The organism is Rhodococcus sp. 1R11, from assembly GCF_004563845.1.
Lineage (GTDB): Bacteria > Actinomycetota > Actinomycetes > Mycobacteriales > Mycobacteriaceae > Rhodococcoides.
Window position 1 is genome coordinate 306,963 of the sequence record NZ_SPNG01000001.1, and the last position, 17,375, is coordinate 324,337.

The 17,375-nt window shown below is 64.9% G+C and carries 16 protein-coding genes; 1 reads left to right on the top strand and 15 read right to left on the bottom strand.

Going from position 1 to position 17,375, the window contains the following annotated elements; genetic code table 11:
• Position 1: 1 nt before the first annotated feature.
• Genes E4P29_RS01540 through E4P29_RS01555 form a run of 4 tightly spaced genes read right to left on the bottom strand, consistent with a single transcriptional unit; the run spans position 2 to position 3,899 of the window.
• On the bottom strand, positions 2-859 hold the full coding sequence (locus tag E4P29_RS01540) for a thioesterase family protein (protein WP_135041319.1): 858 nt from the start codon (positions 857-859) through the stop codon (positions 2-4).
• 20 nt (positions 860-879) lie between these two features.
• A complete protein-coding gene (locus E4P29_RS01545) occupies positions 880-1,722 on the bottom strand; it encodes a sugar phosphate isomerase/epimerase (protein ID WP_032365210.1) in 843 nt (280 codons plus the stop codon).
• A 12-nt stretch (positions 1,723-1,734) separates the two neighbouring features.
• Positions 1,735-2,949: a hypothetical protein gene (locus tag E4P29_RS01550; protein ID WP_135041321.1), complete on the bottom strand. Its 1,215-nt coding sequence runs from the start codon at positions 2,947-2,949 to the stop codon at positions 1,735-1,737.
• Positions 2,946-3,899 carry a Ppx/GppA phosphatase family protein gene (locus tag E4P29_RS01555; RefSeq protein WP_135041323.1) on the bottom strand — a complete coding sequence of 318 codons (954 nt, stop codon included), beginning with the start codon at positions 3,897-3,899 and terminating at the stop codon, positions 2,946-2,948. Before E4P29_RS01555 ends, E4P29_RS01550 begins: the two co-directional genes overlap by 4 nt.
• Positions 3,900-3,932: 33 nt before the next feature.
• On the opposite strand from E4P29_RS01555, the gene E4P29_RS01560 reads away from it, so the two are divergent.
• Entirely contained in the window at positions 3,933-4,730 is a 798-nt protein-coding gene (locus E4P29_RS01560) for a hypothetical protein (RefSeq protein WP_027498360.1), read from the top strand.
• 68 nt (positions 4,731-4,798) lie between these two features.
• Here the strand turns inward: E4P29_RS01560 and E4P29_RS01565 are convergent, their stop codons facing one another.
• From E4P29_RS01565 to E4P29_RS01615, 11 genes are all read right to left on the bottom strand, one after another.
• On the bottom strand, positions 4,799-5,488 hold the full coding sequence (locus tag E4P29_RS01565) for a response regulator transcription factor (RefSeq protein WP_027498361.1): 690 nt from the start codon (positions 5,486-5,488) through the stop codon (positions 4,799-4,801).
• Positions 5,485-6,657: an ATP-binding protein gene (locus tag E4P29_RS01570; protein ID WP_027498362.1), complete on the bottom strand. Its 1,173-nt coding sequence runs from the start codon at positions 6,655-6,657 to the stop codon at positions 5,485-5,487. Before E4P29_RS01570 ends, E4P29_RS01565 begins: the two co-directional genes overlap by 4 nt.
• Positions 6,658-6,794: 137 nt before the next feature.
• A complete protein-coding gene (locus E4P29_RS01575; RefSeq protein ID WP_135041325.1) occupies positions 6,795-7,550 on the bottom strand; it encodes a phosphoglyceromutase in 756 nt (251 codons plus the stop codon).
• Positions 7,547-8,689 carry a low temperature requirement protein A gene (locus E4P29_RS01580; protein ID WP_135041876.1) on the bottom strand — a complete coding sequence of 381 codons (1,143 nt, stop codon included), beginning with the start codon at positions 8,687-8,689 and terminating at the stop codon, positions 7,547-7,549. Before E4P29_RS01580 ends, E4P29_RS01575 begins: the two co-directional genes overlap by 4 nt.
• A gap of 227 nt (positions 8,690-8,916) precedes the next feature.
• A complete protein-coding gene (locus E4P29_RS01585) occupies positions 8,917-9,324 on the bottom strand; it encodes a hypothetical protein (RefSeq protein WP_245154103.1) in 408 nt (135 codons plus the stop codon).
• 10 nt (positions 9,325-9,334) lie between these two features.
• Positions 9,335-9,877 (bottom strand): DUF3558 family protein, encoded by a 543-nt coding sequence (locus tag E4P29_RS01590; protein WP_135041327.1) that lies wholly within the window; start codon positions 9,875-9,877, stop codon positions 9,335-9,337.
• Between the two features lie 158 nt (positions 9,878-10,035).
• Positions 10,036-11,175, bottom strand: coding sequence for a lipase family protein (locus E4P29_RS01595; protein WP_245154104.1), 1,140 nt, complete (start codon positions 11,173-11,175; stop codon positions 10,036-10,038).
• 94 nt (positions 11,176-11,269) lie between these two features.
• On the bottom strand, positions 11,270-13,021 hold the full coding sequence (locus tag E4P29_RS01600; protein WP_135041329.1) for a CocE/NonD family hydrolase: 1,752 nt from the start codon (positions 13,019-13,021) through the stop codon (positions 11,270-11,272).
• A complete protein-coding gene (locus E4P29_RS01605; RefSeq protein ID WP_245154105.1) occupies positions 13,018-14,280 on the bottom strand; it encodes a lipase family protein in 1,263 nt (420 codons plus the stop codon). Before E4P29_RS01605 ends, E4P29_RS01600 begins: the two co-directional genes overlap by 4 nt.
• A 37-nt stretch (positions 14,281-14,317) precedes the next feature.
• The gene (locus E4P29_RS01610) at positions 14,318-15,760 is read right to left on the bottom strand and encodes an MFS transporter (RefSeq protein ID WP_135041331.1); all 1,443 of its coding nucleotides are present in this window, start codon (positions 15,758-15,760) and stop codon (positions 14,318-14,320) included.
• A complete protein-coding gene (locus tag E4P29_RS01615; protein ID WP_135041333.1) occupies positions 15,757-17,211 on the bottom strand; it encodes a condensation domain-containing protein in 1,455 nt (484 codons plus the stop codon). Before E4P29_RS01615 ends, E4P29_RS01610 begins: the two co-directional genes overlap by 4 nt.
• Between the last annotated feature and the right edge of the window lie 164 nt (positions 17,212-17,375).

Consider the following 17,375-nt stretch of genomic DNA (forward strand, 5'->3'; position numbering starts at 1 on the left):
GTCAGTTCGAGCGCGGCACCATCGCCAACTGTCGGCTCTGCACCACCACGGCACCGGTCGAGTCGAGTATCAGGTGGTCCTCCTCGAACCAGGTGCTGCCGATGACGGAGCTGGTCGCTGCCACTCGCAGCCACCCCGGTGCCGGGCGGCGACGCAGGTACGTCGTCAGCTGGACCGTCGGTGCCCAACCGAACATTCCGCGGTTCATCGTCACCGGGGCCGAGATGTCGCCTGCCATCAACGCAAAGAGCACCGAAGTGTCGGCGTCGGCCTCGTCGCCCGCGAAGGGACGCACCCACAGTCGAATTTCGGCCTCGCCCTGCTGACCGGTGAGAAACGATGCCGACGACGGTTCGATCCGCATCTCGCAGCCCTTGGCCACGTGCACGATCGACGCCATGGGGTGATCGCCTGCCACCGCGAGGGTATCCGCAGGAGGCTCCGCGGCCATCGACGCCAGAGACAACGGGGTTTCGTGGTTCGGTTCCTCCGAGTCGGGCCGGCCGAGGGTGACCACCGCCCGCACTGCGACGCGTCCGGCCTGAGTCAGCTCGACGTCGACGTGAGAGACCTGCCGACCGCGCTTGCGCACGATTGTCGTGAGAGCCACGTCCCCGGGGTCGGGCGCGGCCAGATAACTGACACTGACGGCCAACGGCTGGATGTCGACCTGGGCCGGGTCGGTCAGCACGATCTGCTGACGCGCCGCGGCCGCACAGATGGAGAGCATCGCGCCGCCGTGCACTTTGGGGCCGATGGTCCAGGTGGAGTCGATGGCACCGGCGAAGGACGCCGTGTCTGCGGAGACGTCGAGTGGGACCAGCGTGGTTGCGGCCCGGAACGGGCTGGCGGAACTCATTGAAAACAACTTACCGGCAGTCAGGACAGGTGTGCGCGGGCGAACTGCAGCGCCTGGTCCAGCATCGACGAACGCTCGGGCACCGTGCGCGCATTCTGAGTGTTGATCTCGATGACGGCTTGGCCGTCGAATCCACGCCGCACCAGTTCGGTGCAGACCTGGGCGCAGGGCTGGCTGCCGTGCCCCGGGATCAGATGCTCGTCCACGGACGCGCCGCGGCCGTCGGCCAGATGCAGGTGCGCGATCCCGTCCCCCATGCGGTCGAGCATCTCGAGTGCGTCGGAGCCCGCGGTCGCGGTGTGCGAGAGGTCGAGTGTGTAGTGGCCGTGACCGACGTCGGTCGGGTCGTACGACGGCGAGAACGCCGACAGGGCCGCTCCCGGGCCTCCCCGTCGTTCGAGCCGCTGGGCGGATTTCTCCTTGCGACCGAAGAATCTGTCGGCACGCATCGGGAACATGTTCTCCACTGCGACCACGACGTGGGAGTTCGATTCGAGTTCCGCCACCTGATCGGCGAACCCGTCGCTGTACTTGCGCTGCCAGCGGAACGGTGGATGCACGACGACGGTCGCCGAACCCAGCTTCTCGGCCACTTCGACCGACCGGGCCAGTTTGACGATCGGATCCGATCCCCACACCCGCTGTGAGATCAGCAGACACGGAGCGTGGATGGCCTGCACCGGTATCGAGTACTCACGTGACAGCGCAGCCACCGCATCGACGTTCTGACTGATCGATTCGGCCCACACCATCAGTTCGACGCCGTCGTAACCCAGATCGGCGGCATAGCGAAACGCTGCCTCGGTGTTCTGCGGGTACACCGAGGCCGTGGACAATCCGACCTTGATTCGCTTCGCCGCCATCGTTGTCGAAGCTCAGCCGGTACTGAGCTGGAAGGCCAACGGACCGAGCGTGACGAACACACCCACGGCTATCGCAATGACGATCGAGACCAGATCATCGGTACGCCGCAGAATCCTCACCACCGCGACGAGACCCACGATAACCAGCACCGACAGCACCAGCGCCACCCACGGCAACACGTCCCACAGCTGCTCGAAGCCCTTGAACAGCAGCGCGCCGACGACGATCGACACCACTGCCTGCCCGATGAGCACCAGCCACTGCCGAACCGCGCCGCCCTTGCCCTTGACGGGGGCCTTTTCCTTGCCTGCAGTGTCCTTGGTCGCCGTGTCCTTGCTCGCCTTGTCCTTGGCCGCCGACTTGCGTCGATCGGCACGCGAGCCGGTACTCGGGGTGTCGGCGGTCGGCGAGTCGGCGGGGTCTTCGTCGGTGGTCGGCTTCGTGAGGTCGACTGCCTCGGATGCGCCCTTCACGCCGGCCTCGTCGGCCGTCTTGTCCGTGCTCTGCTTGCCGGTGGCCGTCTTGTCGGCGACCTTCTTGTCGTCGGTCTCGTCGCCGCGCGTGATGCGCGGGGTGACCGCAGTCTTGGCCAGGTCGTCCACCTCGACGAGAGCTGCACGTGGACTCTCCACGAGCGGCGCACGCGGGGTGACGTCGGTCTTGGGTTCGGCGGATTCGGCCGAACGCGGTGGCTGGAATCCCGCCGATCGACGAGCCCGTCCCTGCTCGGCTGCGGTCGAGCCGTACGGGCGTCGATCCGATTCCTGCGCGGCGGGAGCAGCAGGCCGCAACCCGCGCGCCGTGTCGTCGTGAGATCGATTGAGCAGATCTCCGGCGACGGTCGTGGAGCCCGACAGCAGTTCCGGTTCGGGCTGCTGCTTGTCGCGCTTGCCGGCCGGTTGGTACGGGGTCGGGCGGGTGCTCTGGGGCCGGGCAGGTTGTGGCCTGGACAACGCGGTCGTGTCGCCGTCGGATGCACTGCTCGAGGTCTCGCCGGCAGCGGTATCGGGAGCTTCGTCCTGCGGCTCGTCGACGACGGGTGCGCTGCGGTCGCCGGGCTCGTCTCGAACGACGGGAATCTCCCCGGTCAGTTCGGCCACGGAGATGCCGCCCTTGACGCCTCGCCGGCGTCGCCCACCTGCAGTCAGGTTGGTCTTCTGGCCGTTTCTGGCCAACAGCTCGGCGACCGAGATCTGCCCGGTGTCTTCCGGGTTGTTCTCGCTCATCGTGAACTCCCCACCAGATCGCCGTCGGCTTCGGTGTCCAGCTTCCTCAAAATCAAACCTTCCCTCAGCGCCCACGGACAGATCTCGAGTGATTCCACCGACAGTGCCCGCATGCTCGCCTCCGCGACCAGCGCCCCGGCCACCAGTTGTGGTGACCTGTCGGCACTGATGCCTTCCAATTCTGCACGGTCGGCGGCCGTCATCCGCGATATGAACGCGATGAGTTGCCTCAGACCGCTCGCCGTCAGCGTTCTCGTCACCCGCGGACCGGCCGCGGAAGGCGCAGCACCGGTCAAGCGAGCCAACGAACGAAATGTCTTCGACGTTCCCACAGCGCGGTCCGCATCCCCCGCAGCCAACAGTTCCTTGGCCGGCGTCGCGAGCTCGGCATCCAACCAATCACGCAGCACCGCGATACGACGCTTTCCCGGAGGATCCTCGTCGAGCCAGTCCCGCGTGAGGCGGCCGGCACCGAGCTGCAGGGAGAACGCCACGTCGGGATTCTCGTCGCTGCCGCTGGTCAGTTCCAGCGATCCGCCGCCGATGTCGAGTCCGAGGATGCGCCCGGCGCTCCAGCCGTACCAGCGGCGCACGGCCAGGAACGTCAGTCTGGCCTCGTCCACGCCCGACAGGGTTTCCAGGGCCACGCCGGTCTCGGCGATAACCCGCGCGAGAACGTCGTCGGAGTTGTAGGCGTCGCGCACCGCGGAGGTGGCGAACGCCATCAGTTCACTGCAACCCGATCGAGCGGCGATAGCGGCGAACTCACGCACCTCGGCGACGAGCCGATCGGCACCCGCAGGGGTGATGTTGCCGAACGCGTCGGTGTTCTCCGACAGGCGCAACGTCGCCTTGCTCGAGCTCATCGGGGTCGGGTGTGCACCACGGTGTGCGTCCACTACGAGCAGATGCACCGTGTTGCTACCGACGTCGAGCACCCCTAATCGCACAACCCCACGGTACTGGGTCTACCGTCGTCTTTTGTGACAGCAGGTCGTGAGCAGCAGTCGTTCGCTGCAGAGGTCGAGTTGGATTTCCCGCGAGAATGGGTCGAGTTTCCCGACCCCGACAATGCCGAACATGTCATTGCCGCCGATCTGACGTGGCTGTTGTCCAACTGGACCTGCGTGTTCGGTACCCCCGCCTGCCAGGGCACCGTCGAGGGTCGCCCCGACGACGGATGCTGCTCGCACGGCGCGTTCCTGTCCGACGAGGACGACAAACGCAAGCTCGACGAGTCGGTGAAGTTGCTCACGCCACAAGACTGGCAGCTGATGGACAAGGGTCTGGGCAAGAAGGGATACGTCGAGTACGACGATCTCGACGATGAGCAATCTCTGCGCACGCGGCGGTACAAGGGTGCGTGCATCTTCCAGAACCGACCCGGGTTCGAGGGTGGCATCGGGTGCGCACTGCATTCGATGGCGCTGCGCAAGGGCATCGAGCCGCTCGAGGTCAAGCCCGACGTGTGCTGGCAGTTGCCCATCAGGCGCACCCAGGATTGGGTGACGCGGCCCGACGGCTCCGAGATTCTCAAGACCACCATCGGCGAGTACGACCGACGCGGTTGGGGCGAAGGCGGACTCGATCTGCACTGGTACTGCTCCGGCTCACCCGACGCGCATGTCGGAGCCAAGCAGGTGTTCGAGTCGTACAAGCCGGAATTGACCGAGCTGCTCGGCAAGGCCGCGTACGAGGAGCTGGCATCCCTGTGCAAGCGTCGCCGTGGCCTCGGTCTGATCGCCGTACATCCGGCCACTCGCGAGGCTCAGCGCCGATAGAGCGGCTGCGCCGCATGTGAGCGGAACTTCGTAGCCCACTACGAGTTTCCACTCACATGCCGCAGGCTCTACCCCTCGAGCTTGTAGCCCAGACCACGCACGGTGACGAGGTGTTCCGGCTTGGCCGGGTCGGTCTCGATCTTCGAGCGCAGTCGTTTGACGTGCACGTCGAGGGTCTTCGTGTCGCCCACGTAGTCCGCACCCCACACTCGGTCGATCAACTGGCCCCTGGTCAAGACCCGGCCGGAGTTGCGCAGCAGGTATTCGAGCAGGTCGAACTCCTTGAGCGGCAACGTGATCTGATCGGATCCGACCATCACCACGTGGCGTTCGACGTCCATCCGCACCGGCCCGGCTTCGAGCACTCCGGTGTCGGTGCCGCCGTCGACCTCGGCGTCACTGCCGCGGCGCAGTACGGCGCGGATACGAGCGATCAGTTCGCGAGCCGAGTACGGCTTGGTGACGTAGTCGTCGGCACCGAGTTCGAGCCCGACGACCTTGTCGATCTCACTGTCGCGCGCGGTCACCATGATGACGGGAACGCCTGAGCGCGAACGCAATTGCTTGCACACGTCGGTGCCGCTCATTCCGGGAAGCATCAGGTCGAGCAGCACGATGTCCGCGCCGGCACGGTCGAATTCGGCCAGAGCCGACGGTCCGTCGCCGACGACGGTGGCCTCGAACCCCTCTTTGCGGAGCAGGAAGGCCAGTGGATCGGCCAACGACTCTTCGTCTTCCACGATCAGAACGTTGGTCACTGATTCTCTCTTTCTGTAACCGCGGCGTCGTCTTCTTCTTCGAAGTACGCGGGGATCTGGAGGGTGAAGGTGGATCCGGTGCCCAGCTTGCTCCACAGTGAGATGCTGCCGTTGTGGTTGGCTGCGACGTGTTTGGCGATAGCCAGGCCGAGGCCTGTGCCGCCGGTGGCCCGCGACCGAGCTTTGTCGACGCGGAAGAATCTTTCGAAGACGCGTTCCTGGTCCGCCTTGGCGATACCGATTCCGCGGTCGGTGACGGCGAACGCGACGTTCGATCCGCGCAGTGCCCTACTGACCGAGACGGGTGAACCGTCGGAGGAGTACGCGATCGCGTTCTGGATGAGGTTGGCCAGGGCCGTCACCAGAAGCGCCTGGTCACCGAGCACTTCGAGCCCGCTCGGATGGTCGGTGGTGACGGAGATGCCGGCGTTCTCGGCGGCGAGCTTGGATCGGTCCATCGCCTCGTTGACGACGGTGTCGACGTCGACGACCTCCAGATCGGGCAGTTTCTCGGCCCCCTGCAGACGCGACAGTGCGATCAGCTCGGTCACCATGTTGCCCAGGCGCTTGGATTCGGCGACGACCTTGCCGCCGAAGTGCCGGACGGAGTCCGGGTCGTCGGCGGATTCGAGTAGCGCCTCGGCCAGCAAACTCATCGCACCGACCGGTGTCTTGAGTTCGTGACTGACGTTGGCCACGAAGTCGCGACGCGTGGCCTCCATCCGCACCTGCTCGGAATCGTCGTCGGCGAAGAGAACGACGAACCGTCGGTCCTCTTTGCTGAGCAGTCTCGCGACGCACCGAACGGCGATCTTGTCGCGGCCGGGCCGGGGGGCCTTGGCGCTGAGATCGACTTCGACGGGATTGCCGTCGGACAGCACTTTCGTCGCCGCGGCCCACGCCCGCTCGTCGATGGAACGGTTACGCACCAGACCGAGCTCCTCGGCCCGAGGATTCGACAGCACAACGTCGTGAAATTGATCGACGACGGCGATACCGCTCTCCGACGCCAGCACGATCAGGTCCAGTACCTGCGACATCGTCAATCCGGAGGTAGCGCGGCGACGCTCGGAGTGCCGAGTGTTGAGGTACGGGATCAGAACACCGCCGACGAGGTATCCCACGAAGGCCGCGGCAATTGCCAGTAGTACGGCCGATGCAACACTCACACCGGAATCGTACGTTCGATGGACGGCTCACATACGCAGGGTGCAGGCATTTCCCTGGTCGTCATAGCCCTCGTCGGCAGTGTTCTTCGTTCGTTCACCTGCAGTTTCGACAAACTGCCGGTTTGTGCGTGGCGGAGTTACTTACCGCCCTGGTTTGCCACGGCAGCCGCACCCGCAGCCGCTGCTTCCGGATCGAGGTAGGTGCCGCCCGGGTTGGTCGGCTTCAGCTTCCCGTCGACCTCGGTGAGGTCGTACTGCAGCGGGATGCCGGTGGGGATGTTCAGTTCGGCGATGTCCGCGTCGGAGATCTCGTCGAGGTACTTCACGAGTGCACGCAGCGAGTTGCCGTGTGCGGCGACGAGCACGTTCTTGCCGGCCTTCAGATCGGCGACGATCGTCTCCTCGAAGTACGGGATGAGCCGTTCGACGACGTCGGCAAGGCATTCGGTCAGCGGAACGCTGTCCAGGTCGGCGTAACGGGGATCGGCATCCTGGCTGAACTCGCTGCCGACCTCGATGGCGGGTGGCGGGGTGTCGTAGCTACGACGCCACAGCATGAACTGCTCGTTGCCGTACTTTTCCTTGGTCTCGGCCTTGTTCAGGCCCTGCAGTGCGCCGTAGTGACGCTCGTTCAGACGCCAGTCGCGAACGACGGGGATCCAGTGCCGCTCGGCCGCGTCGAGCGCGAGATTCGCAGTGCTGATCGCGCGACGCAGCAGTGAGGTGTACAGCAGGTCGGGCAGGACGCCCGCCTCGGCGAGGAGCTGGCCGGCGCGCTTGCCCTCGGCCTCGCCCTTCTCGGTCAGTCGCACGTCGACCCAGCCGGTGAACTGGTTGGACGCGTTCCATTCGCTCTCGCCGTGACGAAGCAGGATCAGGGTTCCGATACTCATGTGGTCAGTTTCTCATGCTCTGACTCCGCCGGCCTGCGTGCGACGAGCACGCCCACGACGACGATCATGACGACCGCGGTGAGGGTGATCGGGATGGGGATGACGGGGTCGAACAACACGAGCACGGCACCGACCGGAACTGCGATGTTGACGACACGATCCGCGTGGGCTCGGATGGCGATCAGCCACACTCCGAGGACGAATACCGCGATCGGAACAGTGACGGTGAACGACGCGGCGACGTCGCCGAGCTTGCTGTGTTCGGTGAGCACGTCGATCTCGACCTCGATGCCGGCCGAGAACGCGCCGGCGGCCGCGAAGATGAAGTAGTGCGCGTAGCCGTAGATCAGCGAGTTGCCGAACTGTCCGATTGCTCGGTGATGCGGCGGCCAGAAGTAGATCCACCACAGGCTCGCGGTGACGACGAGTGTGAGGACGGAAATCGAGATCAACGGTGCCAGAGCCGTCTCGTCGTGCAGCGCTTCGATGATGGCGTTGGCCGATGCGAGCAGACTTTCGCCGAGCAAAATCAGCGTGAACAGCCCGTATCGCTCGGTGATGTGATGCGGATGCCACGGCGTCGAGCCGTTGCGTTCGGCGATCAGTGGAACCGCCATTTCCGCGGCTGCCAACACGAAGAACAAGACGACGGCGGCTGTGCCGTCGAAGAGCACCAGCCAGAGAATCCACAGAACCTGAACGCCCGCAATGCCTGTCGCGTATGTCAGTGCGGTCTTCTTGTAGTCACCGGTCCGTGACGCTCGAACCCATTGCGTCACCATCGCCACGCGCATCACGACGTAGCCGAGCACTACGACCGCAAAATCCTTGTCCACGAACGCCGATTCCACTCCGGCGGCAAGCACCAGCACACCCGCCATCTGCACGACGGTCAGCGTTCGATACAGCCAGTCGTCGGTATCGAAGGAGGTGGCGAACCACGTGAAGTTCATCCACGCCCACCAGATCGCGAAGAACACGAGCGCGTAGCTGAGCAGACCGTCGGCGACGTGGTTCTCCGTGAGCGCGTGATGGAGTTGCACCGCCGCGATACTGACGGCCACGACGAACACGAGGTCGAAGAACAATTCGAGTGGACTCGCTGCGCGATGCGGTTCGTTCGGATCGCGCGGACGCATCTGTACCAGCCGGGCCGTGGAAAGATTCACGAAGGCAGAGTAAGGCATCCGATTCGCGAATGTTGTCGCGATTGCGTTGCTGGAGTTGCCTTTACGGACATTTCGGGCAGGGTCGACGGTCTGGCATTGGCAATGTACGGAACCTCCCTCCCTTTTTGCGACCGCGCGCCGGGGTTCCGCGCATAGCGGGGATCCGAGGTCCGGAGAAGGGGTGTGAGGTTGCGGACCTACTCCCCCAGCGCTGCTCCGATCTCGCCGACCCGAGCGCCCACGCTGCGATCGACCTCTTCGGTGTCGACGAAATAGCGACGAAACACCGAGCGCATCAATTCTATGACCTCGATGTGTTGCCTGATCGCAACAGCCGCCGACCGTTCCTCACCATCGGCCAGTCGCTTGAACTTGCGACCCAGCTGTCGAGCTGACGGAAGCGTTCCGAATGCGTCGAGATCGACTAGAAACTCCGTCTTCTGCACCATGCCCTCCAGGTGGGCGATGTACGTGACGCATGCGGCGTCGCACTGCGCCGCAACGCCTTCCGGTATATCCAAAATTCCGGCTGCGGCCTGATCCGACAAGCGTCGCCAGTTCTGCATCGAGTCGAACAGATCCCCGGAGTCTTGTCCCACAGTCATACCCTCCAGTTCAGTTCGAAATAGGTGGGAGCGATGCGCGCGTGGTGCGCGTAATGTTCTCGATTTCCACACACGGATCTCTTGCTGGCTCGCTCGCCGCGCGAGTGTCGAGGACGAAATACACCAGACCCTTCTCCACCGCGAATGCCATGCCACAACTTCGTCCGACCGGACGGTCAGCGCGCAAGAACTGGTAACCGCCGAGGTCGTTGACCTTCGAGAACTGGCCGAATCGATCGTTTCTTCGCAAATAGTCCAGTGAGTGGAAGCCCGAGAACGCGCCCAGGTAGTACCACGACCCAGGATCAGGGTCTGTCCAGATACACGTCTTCCAGTCGTTCGACAGCGGTGCGTCTCCGAACAGGTTCGTGGTCTTGCTCCCCACATCCAATCCCGCGGCCTCGACGGCATGGTCCGGGATGGTGCATGGGTCCCAGGGCTCGGTGGCGATCGGCGTAACGCTGGTCGACGTCGGCAACGCAGCATTCGGTGCACTCGGCGTGGACTCACCACATCCGGCGACCAGCATCATCAGGCCGACCACACCCGTCACCCAGCATCCTGTTGCTCTCACAACTGGTTGGACGCGGCGAGCGCCACCTCGGTTCCCCGGCGACCTCACTCATTTACTACCGACTGCGCGCCCCCGCTCACTCGAGGGCAAGGGCGCGCAGTCGGCAATTACGGTGTGAGGTCACCACCGAGCGGAGATCAGGCGCAGTTCGACGGTGCCGGCTCCCCGCGGAATCGTGCGTCCACGTAGGCGTAGGCCTCGGGCAGTCCGACGATGGATCCGCTGAAGTGCTCGGCGAGTGGATATGCCCGGAACTGCACGGTGGCCCCGGCTGCGCAGTAGCGGTCGACCGTCTCCTTCACCGGCGCGTAGGGGGTGATGAAGTCGTTGATGCCGTGCCAGATGTACACCGGGGCAGTGGGGACGCCTTCGTAGTCGACGAGACTGTTCTTCTTCAGTACCGCCTGCGCAGAGGGCAGGGACGCGATGTCGACGTTCGACAGATCCCTCGCGCTCTTGAACGCTCCGCCGATGATGATGGGGCGCCTGCATTCGTTGCTCACGCGATCTCGCAGGGCCAGGCCTGCTGCATTCAGGTTCTCCGAGACGGGGAATTCGGTCGGATATTCACGTTCGAGTCCGAGTGATGCCGCGAGTGCCATTCCGAAGGCGGGGTGCGGAATCGCGCTGTAGCCCAGGTTCTGTGCGATCAATCCCAGGTCGGCCGGAGTTCCGCCGTGCACGCTGGCCACGATGTTCAGCTCCGGCGCGTAGGTGGGTGCCATGGCACCGGCCCACGAGGTCGCCAGTGCGCCTCCCGAGTAACCCAACAGTGCAACGGGGCTGTCCTTCAGCGGCAACTGCTCGAAGTTCTGTACGGCCCGAACCCCGTCGAGCGTCAAACGACCTTCGTACTCCGCGGCTCCGTAGGCACCGGTCGGGCCGAGGTAATCCGGCACCGCAACCGCCCAACCGCGGGCGACCATACCGACGTACAGGCTCGGCGCTTCACCGATCTCGTATGTGAAAAGACCATGTGACGGAGCACATTTGACGCCCAGGGCATTGATGACGGCCTGGTAGGACACCAGTGGGGTTCCCGCGCCTTTGCCTCGCGGCATCAGCACGGTAGTCACCGCGGCAACCGGTGCACCTGCGGAGTTGGTAGACCGATACTTGAGTTGCCAGATGTCGGTGTTGGGGTACATCCAGGCGTCGGCCCGTCGGCTGGCCAGGATGTCACCCGGCGCGTGATCGGCGATGTCGGCCGGTGCCGCGTAGAAGACGTCCGGGTCGGGGGCCGTCGGCGCGGGAGCCGCCGAAGCTGTTGTGCCCACTGCGAACAGAGACGCGCAGAGTGCCACCAGGATGGACCCCAGGGTAAAGAATTTTCGGATCACAGCGTGCCTTTCGGGTGAGCAAAATCGAAGATCACGGAACTACGGGAAGAGAGAACTGGTTGATCGGATCCGTCGAGGACACGGTCACGTCCGCTGGACCCGGCCCACCTGCGAAGGACGGATCCGACGCGGTGATCTCGACGGCGACGCGATGACCGCGGTCGAATCGATGGACGATGCTGGGTAGCGAGATGGTCACCGGTTCGCCGGATCCGGTGAGTACGGCGGGTGCAAGGAGTCCGTGAATCGGGCTCCGAGCACCGTCGGGCGCTACGTCGAGCACGGTGACGAAGACGGTCGCGGGACCGGACACCGTGGGACCGATGGACAATGTCGGTGCGCCGACGACGTCGACGGGTTCGGTCAGTGGCGGCGTCATCCAGTTCGCGGCAGAGCCGGGTAGCGAGACCCGCGGCACGGGCAACTCCGCCGCGAGATTCGGCAGTCCGAACGTGGTGGGCATCGACGTACCTGCACCTCGAATCGTCTGCGTCCACGTACCGTCCGTCGAATCACCCTCGGACAGCGATCCATTCGACAATCGGAACGTGCGGCGAGCACCGACGGGAAATGCCTCGGATTCGACGTAGGCCGGCGACGCGACGCCGGTGTAGGGCACCCAGTCCCGGAAGTAGGTGAAAGCAGGTCCTGGGTCGACGTCACGATCCTTGAGGTGTCGGTCGAGCCAATTGCCTACCAGTGCCGCTTCGTGCTGGGTGAACGGGTCGGGGGCCTTGATGTCGAACTCCCCCGAATAACCCTTCCGATCGTTGTGTCCCCACGAGTGCCAGACCATGGACGTCTCCACTCCCCGCGCCCGCAGCGTCTCGAACGTAGCTGCGGCCTCGTCGAGACTGAACAGAGAATCCTTCTGCCCCTGCGTGAGCAACACCGGCACATCGACGCGATCGAGATAGTCCACCGGCGAGACATGACGCATGGCCGCCAGAGTTCCCGGGTCGGGTTCGCGATTGGCAGTGAAGGCGGACGCGGCGTCGCACACCCACTGGGCGTAGTTCGGGCACCCCTGTGCCCGTGCCGGATCGGCTGCGTACCCGCCTGGTCCGGTCAGAATGGCACCGGCGGCCAGAAATGCCGAACCGAACACGCTTTTGACCGGCCCGACGGTTCTGTGGCCGGCCCCGTCCGGTGCCAACGACCGCGCCAGATCGTTCCAGGTGATCATCGACGCGACGGTGTCCAATCGCGAATCCACCGATGCCGTCGCCAATCCCGTTGCGCCGGCATAGGAACCGCCGAGGTAGCCGACGCGCGGGTCACCCGGTGCGTCGAGTCCAACCACATCCAGTGCCGGGGCGGCCACCGTCCGCGCGGGATCGGTGAACACCCCACCGCTCTCACCGGCGAGATAGCCGATCAGAGCCGACGCGGCCATGCCGTCGTAGTCGGGATCGGCGAAGTAGATCTTGCACGTCGAGCCGCCGAAACCCAGGGCCGAGTACGTCAGAACCACGTAGCCGTGAGTGGCGAATCTGGCAGCGGCACCGGCCTGGTCGTCCTTGGACCCGCCGAAACCGTTGCTGGTCAGAATGGCTGGAGCTCGATGGTCCGGTCCGAGCCCGACAGGAACGTAGACATCTCCGACGACGGTGCAGTGCTGATCGTGTTCGGGACCCACTGCGACGTCGAAGTATCGAGTCTGCACCGAGAAGTCGCCGAGCGTCTGCGGTGCCAGGACCGGAAGATCCGCTGCATATCCGGGCGCGGAAGCCGCGACCAGAGCCGTCGTCACTGCAGCGACGACGGTTGCCAGTCTTCTCATCGGAGGCAGTTCGTCGGCGGCGCGACACCCCGAAACCTGTTGTCCAGGAATGTCAGTGCCGCGGGAAGACCCTCGAACGCCGCCTGGATGTGCTGCGGTGCGTGCACGACGTCGAACTGCAATGTGGCACCACTCGCGCAGTACCGAGCAGCGGTGTCACGCAACGCACCGATCGGAATGAGCGGATCGTTGTCGCTTCCCCACAGCAGTGTGGGTGCCGTCGGCACACCGGCGTACTTGACCAAACTGTTCTCGTCGATGATCTGCTGCGCCTCGGGGCTGTCCACCAACGACGTAGTGGTCGACACCGCCAGCGCACTCTTGAAGGCTCCGGTGGCAAGGATCACCGGCGTGCACGCATTCGACACCTGATCCTTCAACGCCAGACCGGTGGGATTGAGCTGCGCGGTGATCGGCAAGCGATCCGGGTATTCACGTTCGAGTCCGAGGGCGGCCGCGAACGCGAGACCGAATGCCTGATGGGGCTGAAAACCCAACGCGCGAGCGATGTTGTCCAGATCCGCAGGCACACCTCCGGCTGCGGCACCCACGATGTTCAGCTCGGGTGCATAGCCGGGGGCGAGCGCCGCGGCCCAGGCCGTCGCCATTCCGCCGCCGGAGTAACCGGCCATACCTACCGGGCTCGCTGCCAAACCGAGTTCCGGCACGCGCTGTGCGGCGCGGACGCCGTCGAGCGTGATCTGACCGCCCAACTTGGCTGCGCCGTAGGCACTTTTCGGCCCGAGGTGGTCCGGTACCGCCACGGTCCATCCACGCATCAGCGCGAGGTTGAGAAATTCACGCTCCTGCACACCGGTCGTCGGGTCGGCACCGAACAGGGACTCCGACGGTGCGCACTGCAATCCGAGCGCGTTGACGAACGGCTGGTACGACAGTAGAGGCCCACCGGGTGCACGGTTCATCGGTGCCAGCACGGTTGTCACTGCGGCGATGGCGTCGCCTCTGGAATCGGACGACCGGTACTGGAGCTGCCAGATGTCGGCACCGGGATACAGGGGGCTCGAAAACCGCCGACTGGCAACGACATCGCCGTTGTTCTTCCCGTTCAGGTCCGCAGCCGCCGCGTACAACGTGCCGGGTACCGGGGCCGGATCACCGGGCGCGGCCGACGCATGGGGAGCAGATACGAACAACAGCGACATCAGCCCGACGACGAGTGTGGAGGTCACGAGGGTGCGAAGCATGGTGTAACTCTTCTCGATTTCGATCGGCCCGAACTCCTGGTCCGGGTGAGACATTGTCGGATACTGTTGCAGGACAATCACTTACGAATATTCACGGCACACCCTGGGATACCATCGACGAGCTGTGTTCGACGACGCCGCGGGGCAGCGCGGCCGCGACTGCGGTGGCCACCACCATGGTCGCGGCCAGCCCGAACAACACCGTCCGCTGAGACGCCAGATAGTCCGCGGCAACCGGCTCCGCAGGAAGCAGACCGAAGAACAGGGCCCCGGTCACCGCGGTTCCCACAGCCGATCCCACTTGTTGGACGGTCGGCAGAATCCCCGATGCCGAGCCGATGGCGTGCGGGGCCACCCCCGCGACGATGGTGCTCTGCAACGGCGCGATCACCGACCCGAGACCCGCGCCGAGCACCCCGAGCGGCACGACCGCCCACCAGGGAAAGCCGGCGCGGTCCAGATATTCGGTGGCGACGCCGAGAACGAGCAGAGCCAGTCCCATGGCGGCAGCGCCGGCCGCAACGACGCGAGAATCCCAGTGGTGGAACGAGATCGGCGCGGCCACGGAAGCGAGCACCGCCCCGAGCGCGAAGGGAACAGTGATCGCTCCGACCGTCGACGCGCTCTCACCCAGTCCGGATTGCAGTGTCACCGACATCGTCAGAACGAACCCGGTGAAGGTCCCGTAGACGAGAGCCGATACGGCGCATCCCACGGAGAATCCGCGCTCACCGAAGACGCCGATGTTCACCATGACGTGCGCTCCTGCTGCCCGTCGACGACGCTCCCACATCGTGAACCCGGCCAGTGTCGTCAGACCGAGCGCAACCGCGGGCAATGCTGCGGTGACACTCGAGCTGATCATGACGGGACAGACGATCAGCAGGGCCCCGATAGACCACAGGACGGCACCGACCGGGTCGAACCGCCCGCCGTGTCCGGCCGGGACCTGCTCGGTACCCGATGCCACGAACCTACGGCCGAGAACGACTGCCGACGCCGCGATCGGGACGTTGATCAGAAACAGTGCTCGCCAACCGGTTCCGAGGATGTCGAGGTGGAGCAGCGCTGCGCCGATGGACGGCCCCGCGAGTCCGGCCAGCCCCGCGGTGCCACCGTACAGTGCGAACGCGGTGGTGCGCCGCGTGCCGGAGTAGGCCGCTGTCACGATCGCCACCGTCTGCGCCGACATCGCCGCTCCCGCGAGCCCCTGCAGCACGCGAGCGAGGACGAGCAATTCGACAGTGGGCGCGTAGGCGCAGAGCACCGACGTCACGGCGAACAGTGCAGTGCCGGTGACGAATACCGTTCTGCGCCCGAACACCTCACCTGCGCGCGCCATCGTGAGCAGCGCGCAGGCGAACGCGAGCAGATACGCCGTCGGGATCCAGACCTGCTGGGTGCCCGACGCGTCGACGTCACGCGCGATCGTCGGCAACGCCACGGTGACGGCGGTGACGTCGATCATCTGCATCGTGACGGCCAGCAGGCAGGCACCCAGAGTCAGCCACGACCCGCGGCGAGGGAGCGTCATACCCTGCTGACGTCCGAGAGCTCGTGGGCCAACACGTGAGCCTCGGGTGGCTGCGGAATGTAGTCACCCTTGTCGACCACGGCGGCGTAGATTTCGGAGATCTTGGAGAAGTACAGGTCGATCGAACGATCGGCCTCGTCCGTGCCCGGGTACAGGAATTCGACGCCGGTGTGGTCCTCGAAGCGGTTGATCCACATGAAGACTTCCTCGGAACTGCCGCGGTTGCCGTAGAGACCCGCTCCCGCCGCGTCCAGTTCGGCTTCGCCCGGCAACTTGCGAACGTCGACGTACGAGATCATCGGCGCGGTCCATCCCGGCTGCGTCGTGATTCCGTGTTCCGGCAAGGCCAGCTCGAGCACCCGGTGGTACGAGGTGTTCGCCAGCAGCTTTCCGGAGTCGAATGCTTCCTGTGCGAGCACTGCGAGGGTACGGAACGTCGGTTGCTCACCGAGGTCGAATTGCACCGGAATCAGGCTCGAATACCACCCGATCGACGCGAATTCGCCCGGGGTCGCCCGAGTGCTCTTGGGCGTCAGACCGAGGTAGCTGCCCCGGCCGGCGAGCTCGTACTCCGCCAGGGCTGCGGCGGCGAAGATTCCGCCGATGAACTTGACTCCTACGGCTGCACACGCCTCGTCCACTGCCCGCGCCGTGGCACCGTCGAACAACGGGAACGAACTGTGCGAGGTCCGCGTGTAGTCGACACTGCTGCGTCCCAACGGAAGTGGGAACGTCGGCAGATCGCCCCCATTGTCGGTGACCAAGTCGATCCAGGTCCGAACTGCAGGGCTCTCGAGGGTCGTCGCGTCGCTCTCGAGACGTTCGCGCTGGCAGTACTCGAGGTAGCTGCCCGGGGTGAACAGGCCGTCGGACTCCCCCGTCACCGCGTTGCGATAGAGCTGGCGCAGTTCGTAGTAGGTCAGGGCCTGCGAGATGCCGTCGGTGTCGAGGTGATCGACCGCCGCGTACACCACGAAGTGATCGTCGTGTTCGATCGTTCCGAACGAGAAGCAGTCCCAGCTCTCGGGACCGGGCGTGCTGTCCTGCACGTGACGCCGAATGGCCTCGGAGTCCGCAGGGGTTCCGAAATCGGTCGCTTCGAGCGCGATGTCGGCGACGTCGACGAGGTGGCGCGTCGAACCCTCGGCTGTCGTGGAGAACCAGCTGCGGAACGAATCGTGTCGGGTGACGAACGTGTTGAAAGCTCGTCCCATCGCGGTGCGGTCCAGTGCACCTTCGATCTTGAACGTCACCAGGCACAGCCGGGAGAACCGGAACGACGATCCCCGGTTACGGTATGCGGCTTCGAGATACGCCTGCTGGATGTGCGAGGGCGGTGCCGGGTGGACGGGCGCAGCCGCGGCGGCAGCTCGTGAGGCGGCGGTGGGTGACCATGTGGTGAGCGGTCCTGGAGCGGGCTTCCACTCGTCGATGAGTCCGAATGCGACCACGACACAACCTTTCGAAGGAGACAGAGCGATTCGACGCGGCGAGGTGCGTCGGAGGGGCCAGTGCATCATCCGGGCAGAGGCCGAGAAACCCCGTCGACGAGCATTTTGGAAAATTGACAACGATTCGCGGGATATCTGTGTCAGAACTGAAGGATCGTCAACAT

Bases quoted from the DNA above. Each gene is read 5' to 3' on its own strand.
- E4P29_RS01600 (WP_135041329.1), bottom strand. From the start codon at position 13,021: ATGAGAAGACTGGCAACCGTCGTCGCTGCAGTGACGACGGCTCTGGTC.
- E4P29_RS01550 (WP_135041321.1), bottom strand. From the start codon at position 2,949: ATGAGCGAGAACAACCCGGAAGACACCGGGCAGATCTCGGTCGCCGAG.
- E4P29_RS01545 (WP_032365210.1), bottom strand. From the start codon at position 1,722: ATGGCGGCGAAGCGAATCAAGGTCGGATTGTCCACGGCCTCGGTGTAC.
- E4P29_RS01580 (WP_135041876.1), bottom strand. From the start codon at position 8,689: ATGCGTCCGCGCGATCCGAACGAACCGCATCGCGCAGCGAGTCCACTC.
- E4P29_RS01575 (WP_135041325.1), bottom strand. From the start codon at position 7,550: ATGAGTATCGGAACCCTGATCCTGCTTCGTCACGGCGAGAGCGAATGG.
- E4P29_RS01585 (WP_245154103.1), bottom strand. From the start codon at position 9,324: ATGACTGTGGGACAAGACTCCGGGGATCTGTTCGACTCGATGCAGAAC.
- E4P29_RS01610 (WP_135041331.1), bottom strand. From the start codon at position 15,760: ATGACGCTCCCTCGCCGCGGGTCGTGGCTGACTCTGGGTGCCTGCCTG.
- E4P29_RS01605 (WP_245154105.1), bottom strand. From the start codon at position 14,280: ATGTCTCACCCGGACCAGGAGTTCGGGCCGATCGAAATCGAGAAGAGT.
- E4P29_RS01540 (WP_135041319.1), bottom strand. From the start codon at position 859: ATGAGTTCCGCCAGCCCGTTCCGGGCCGCAACCACGCTGGTCCCACTC.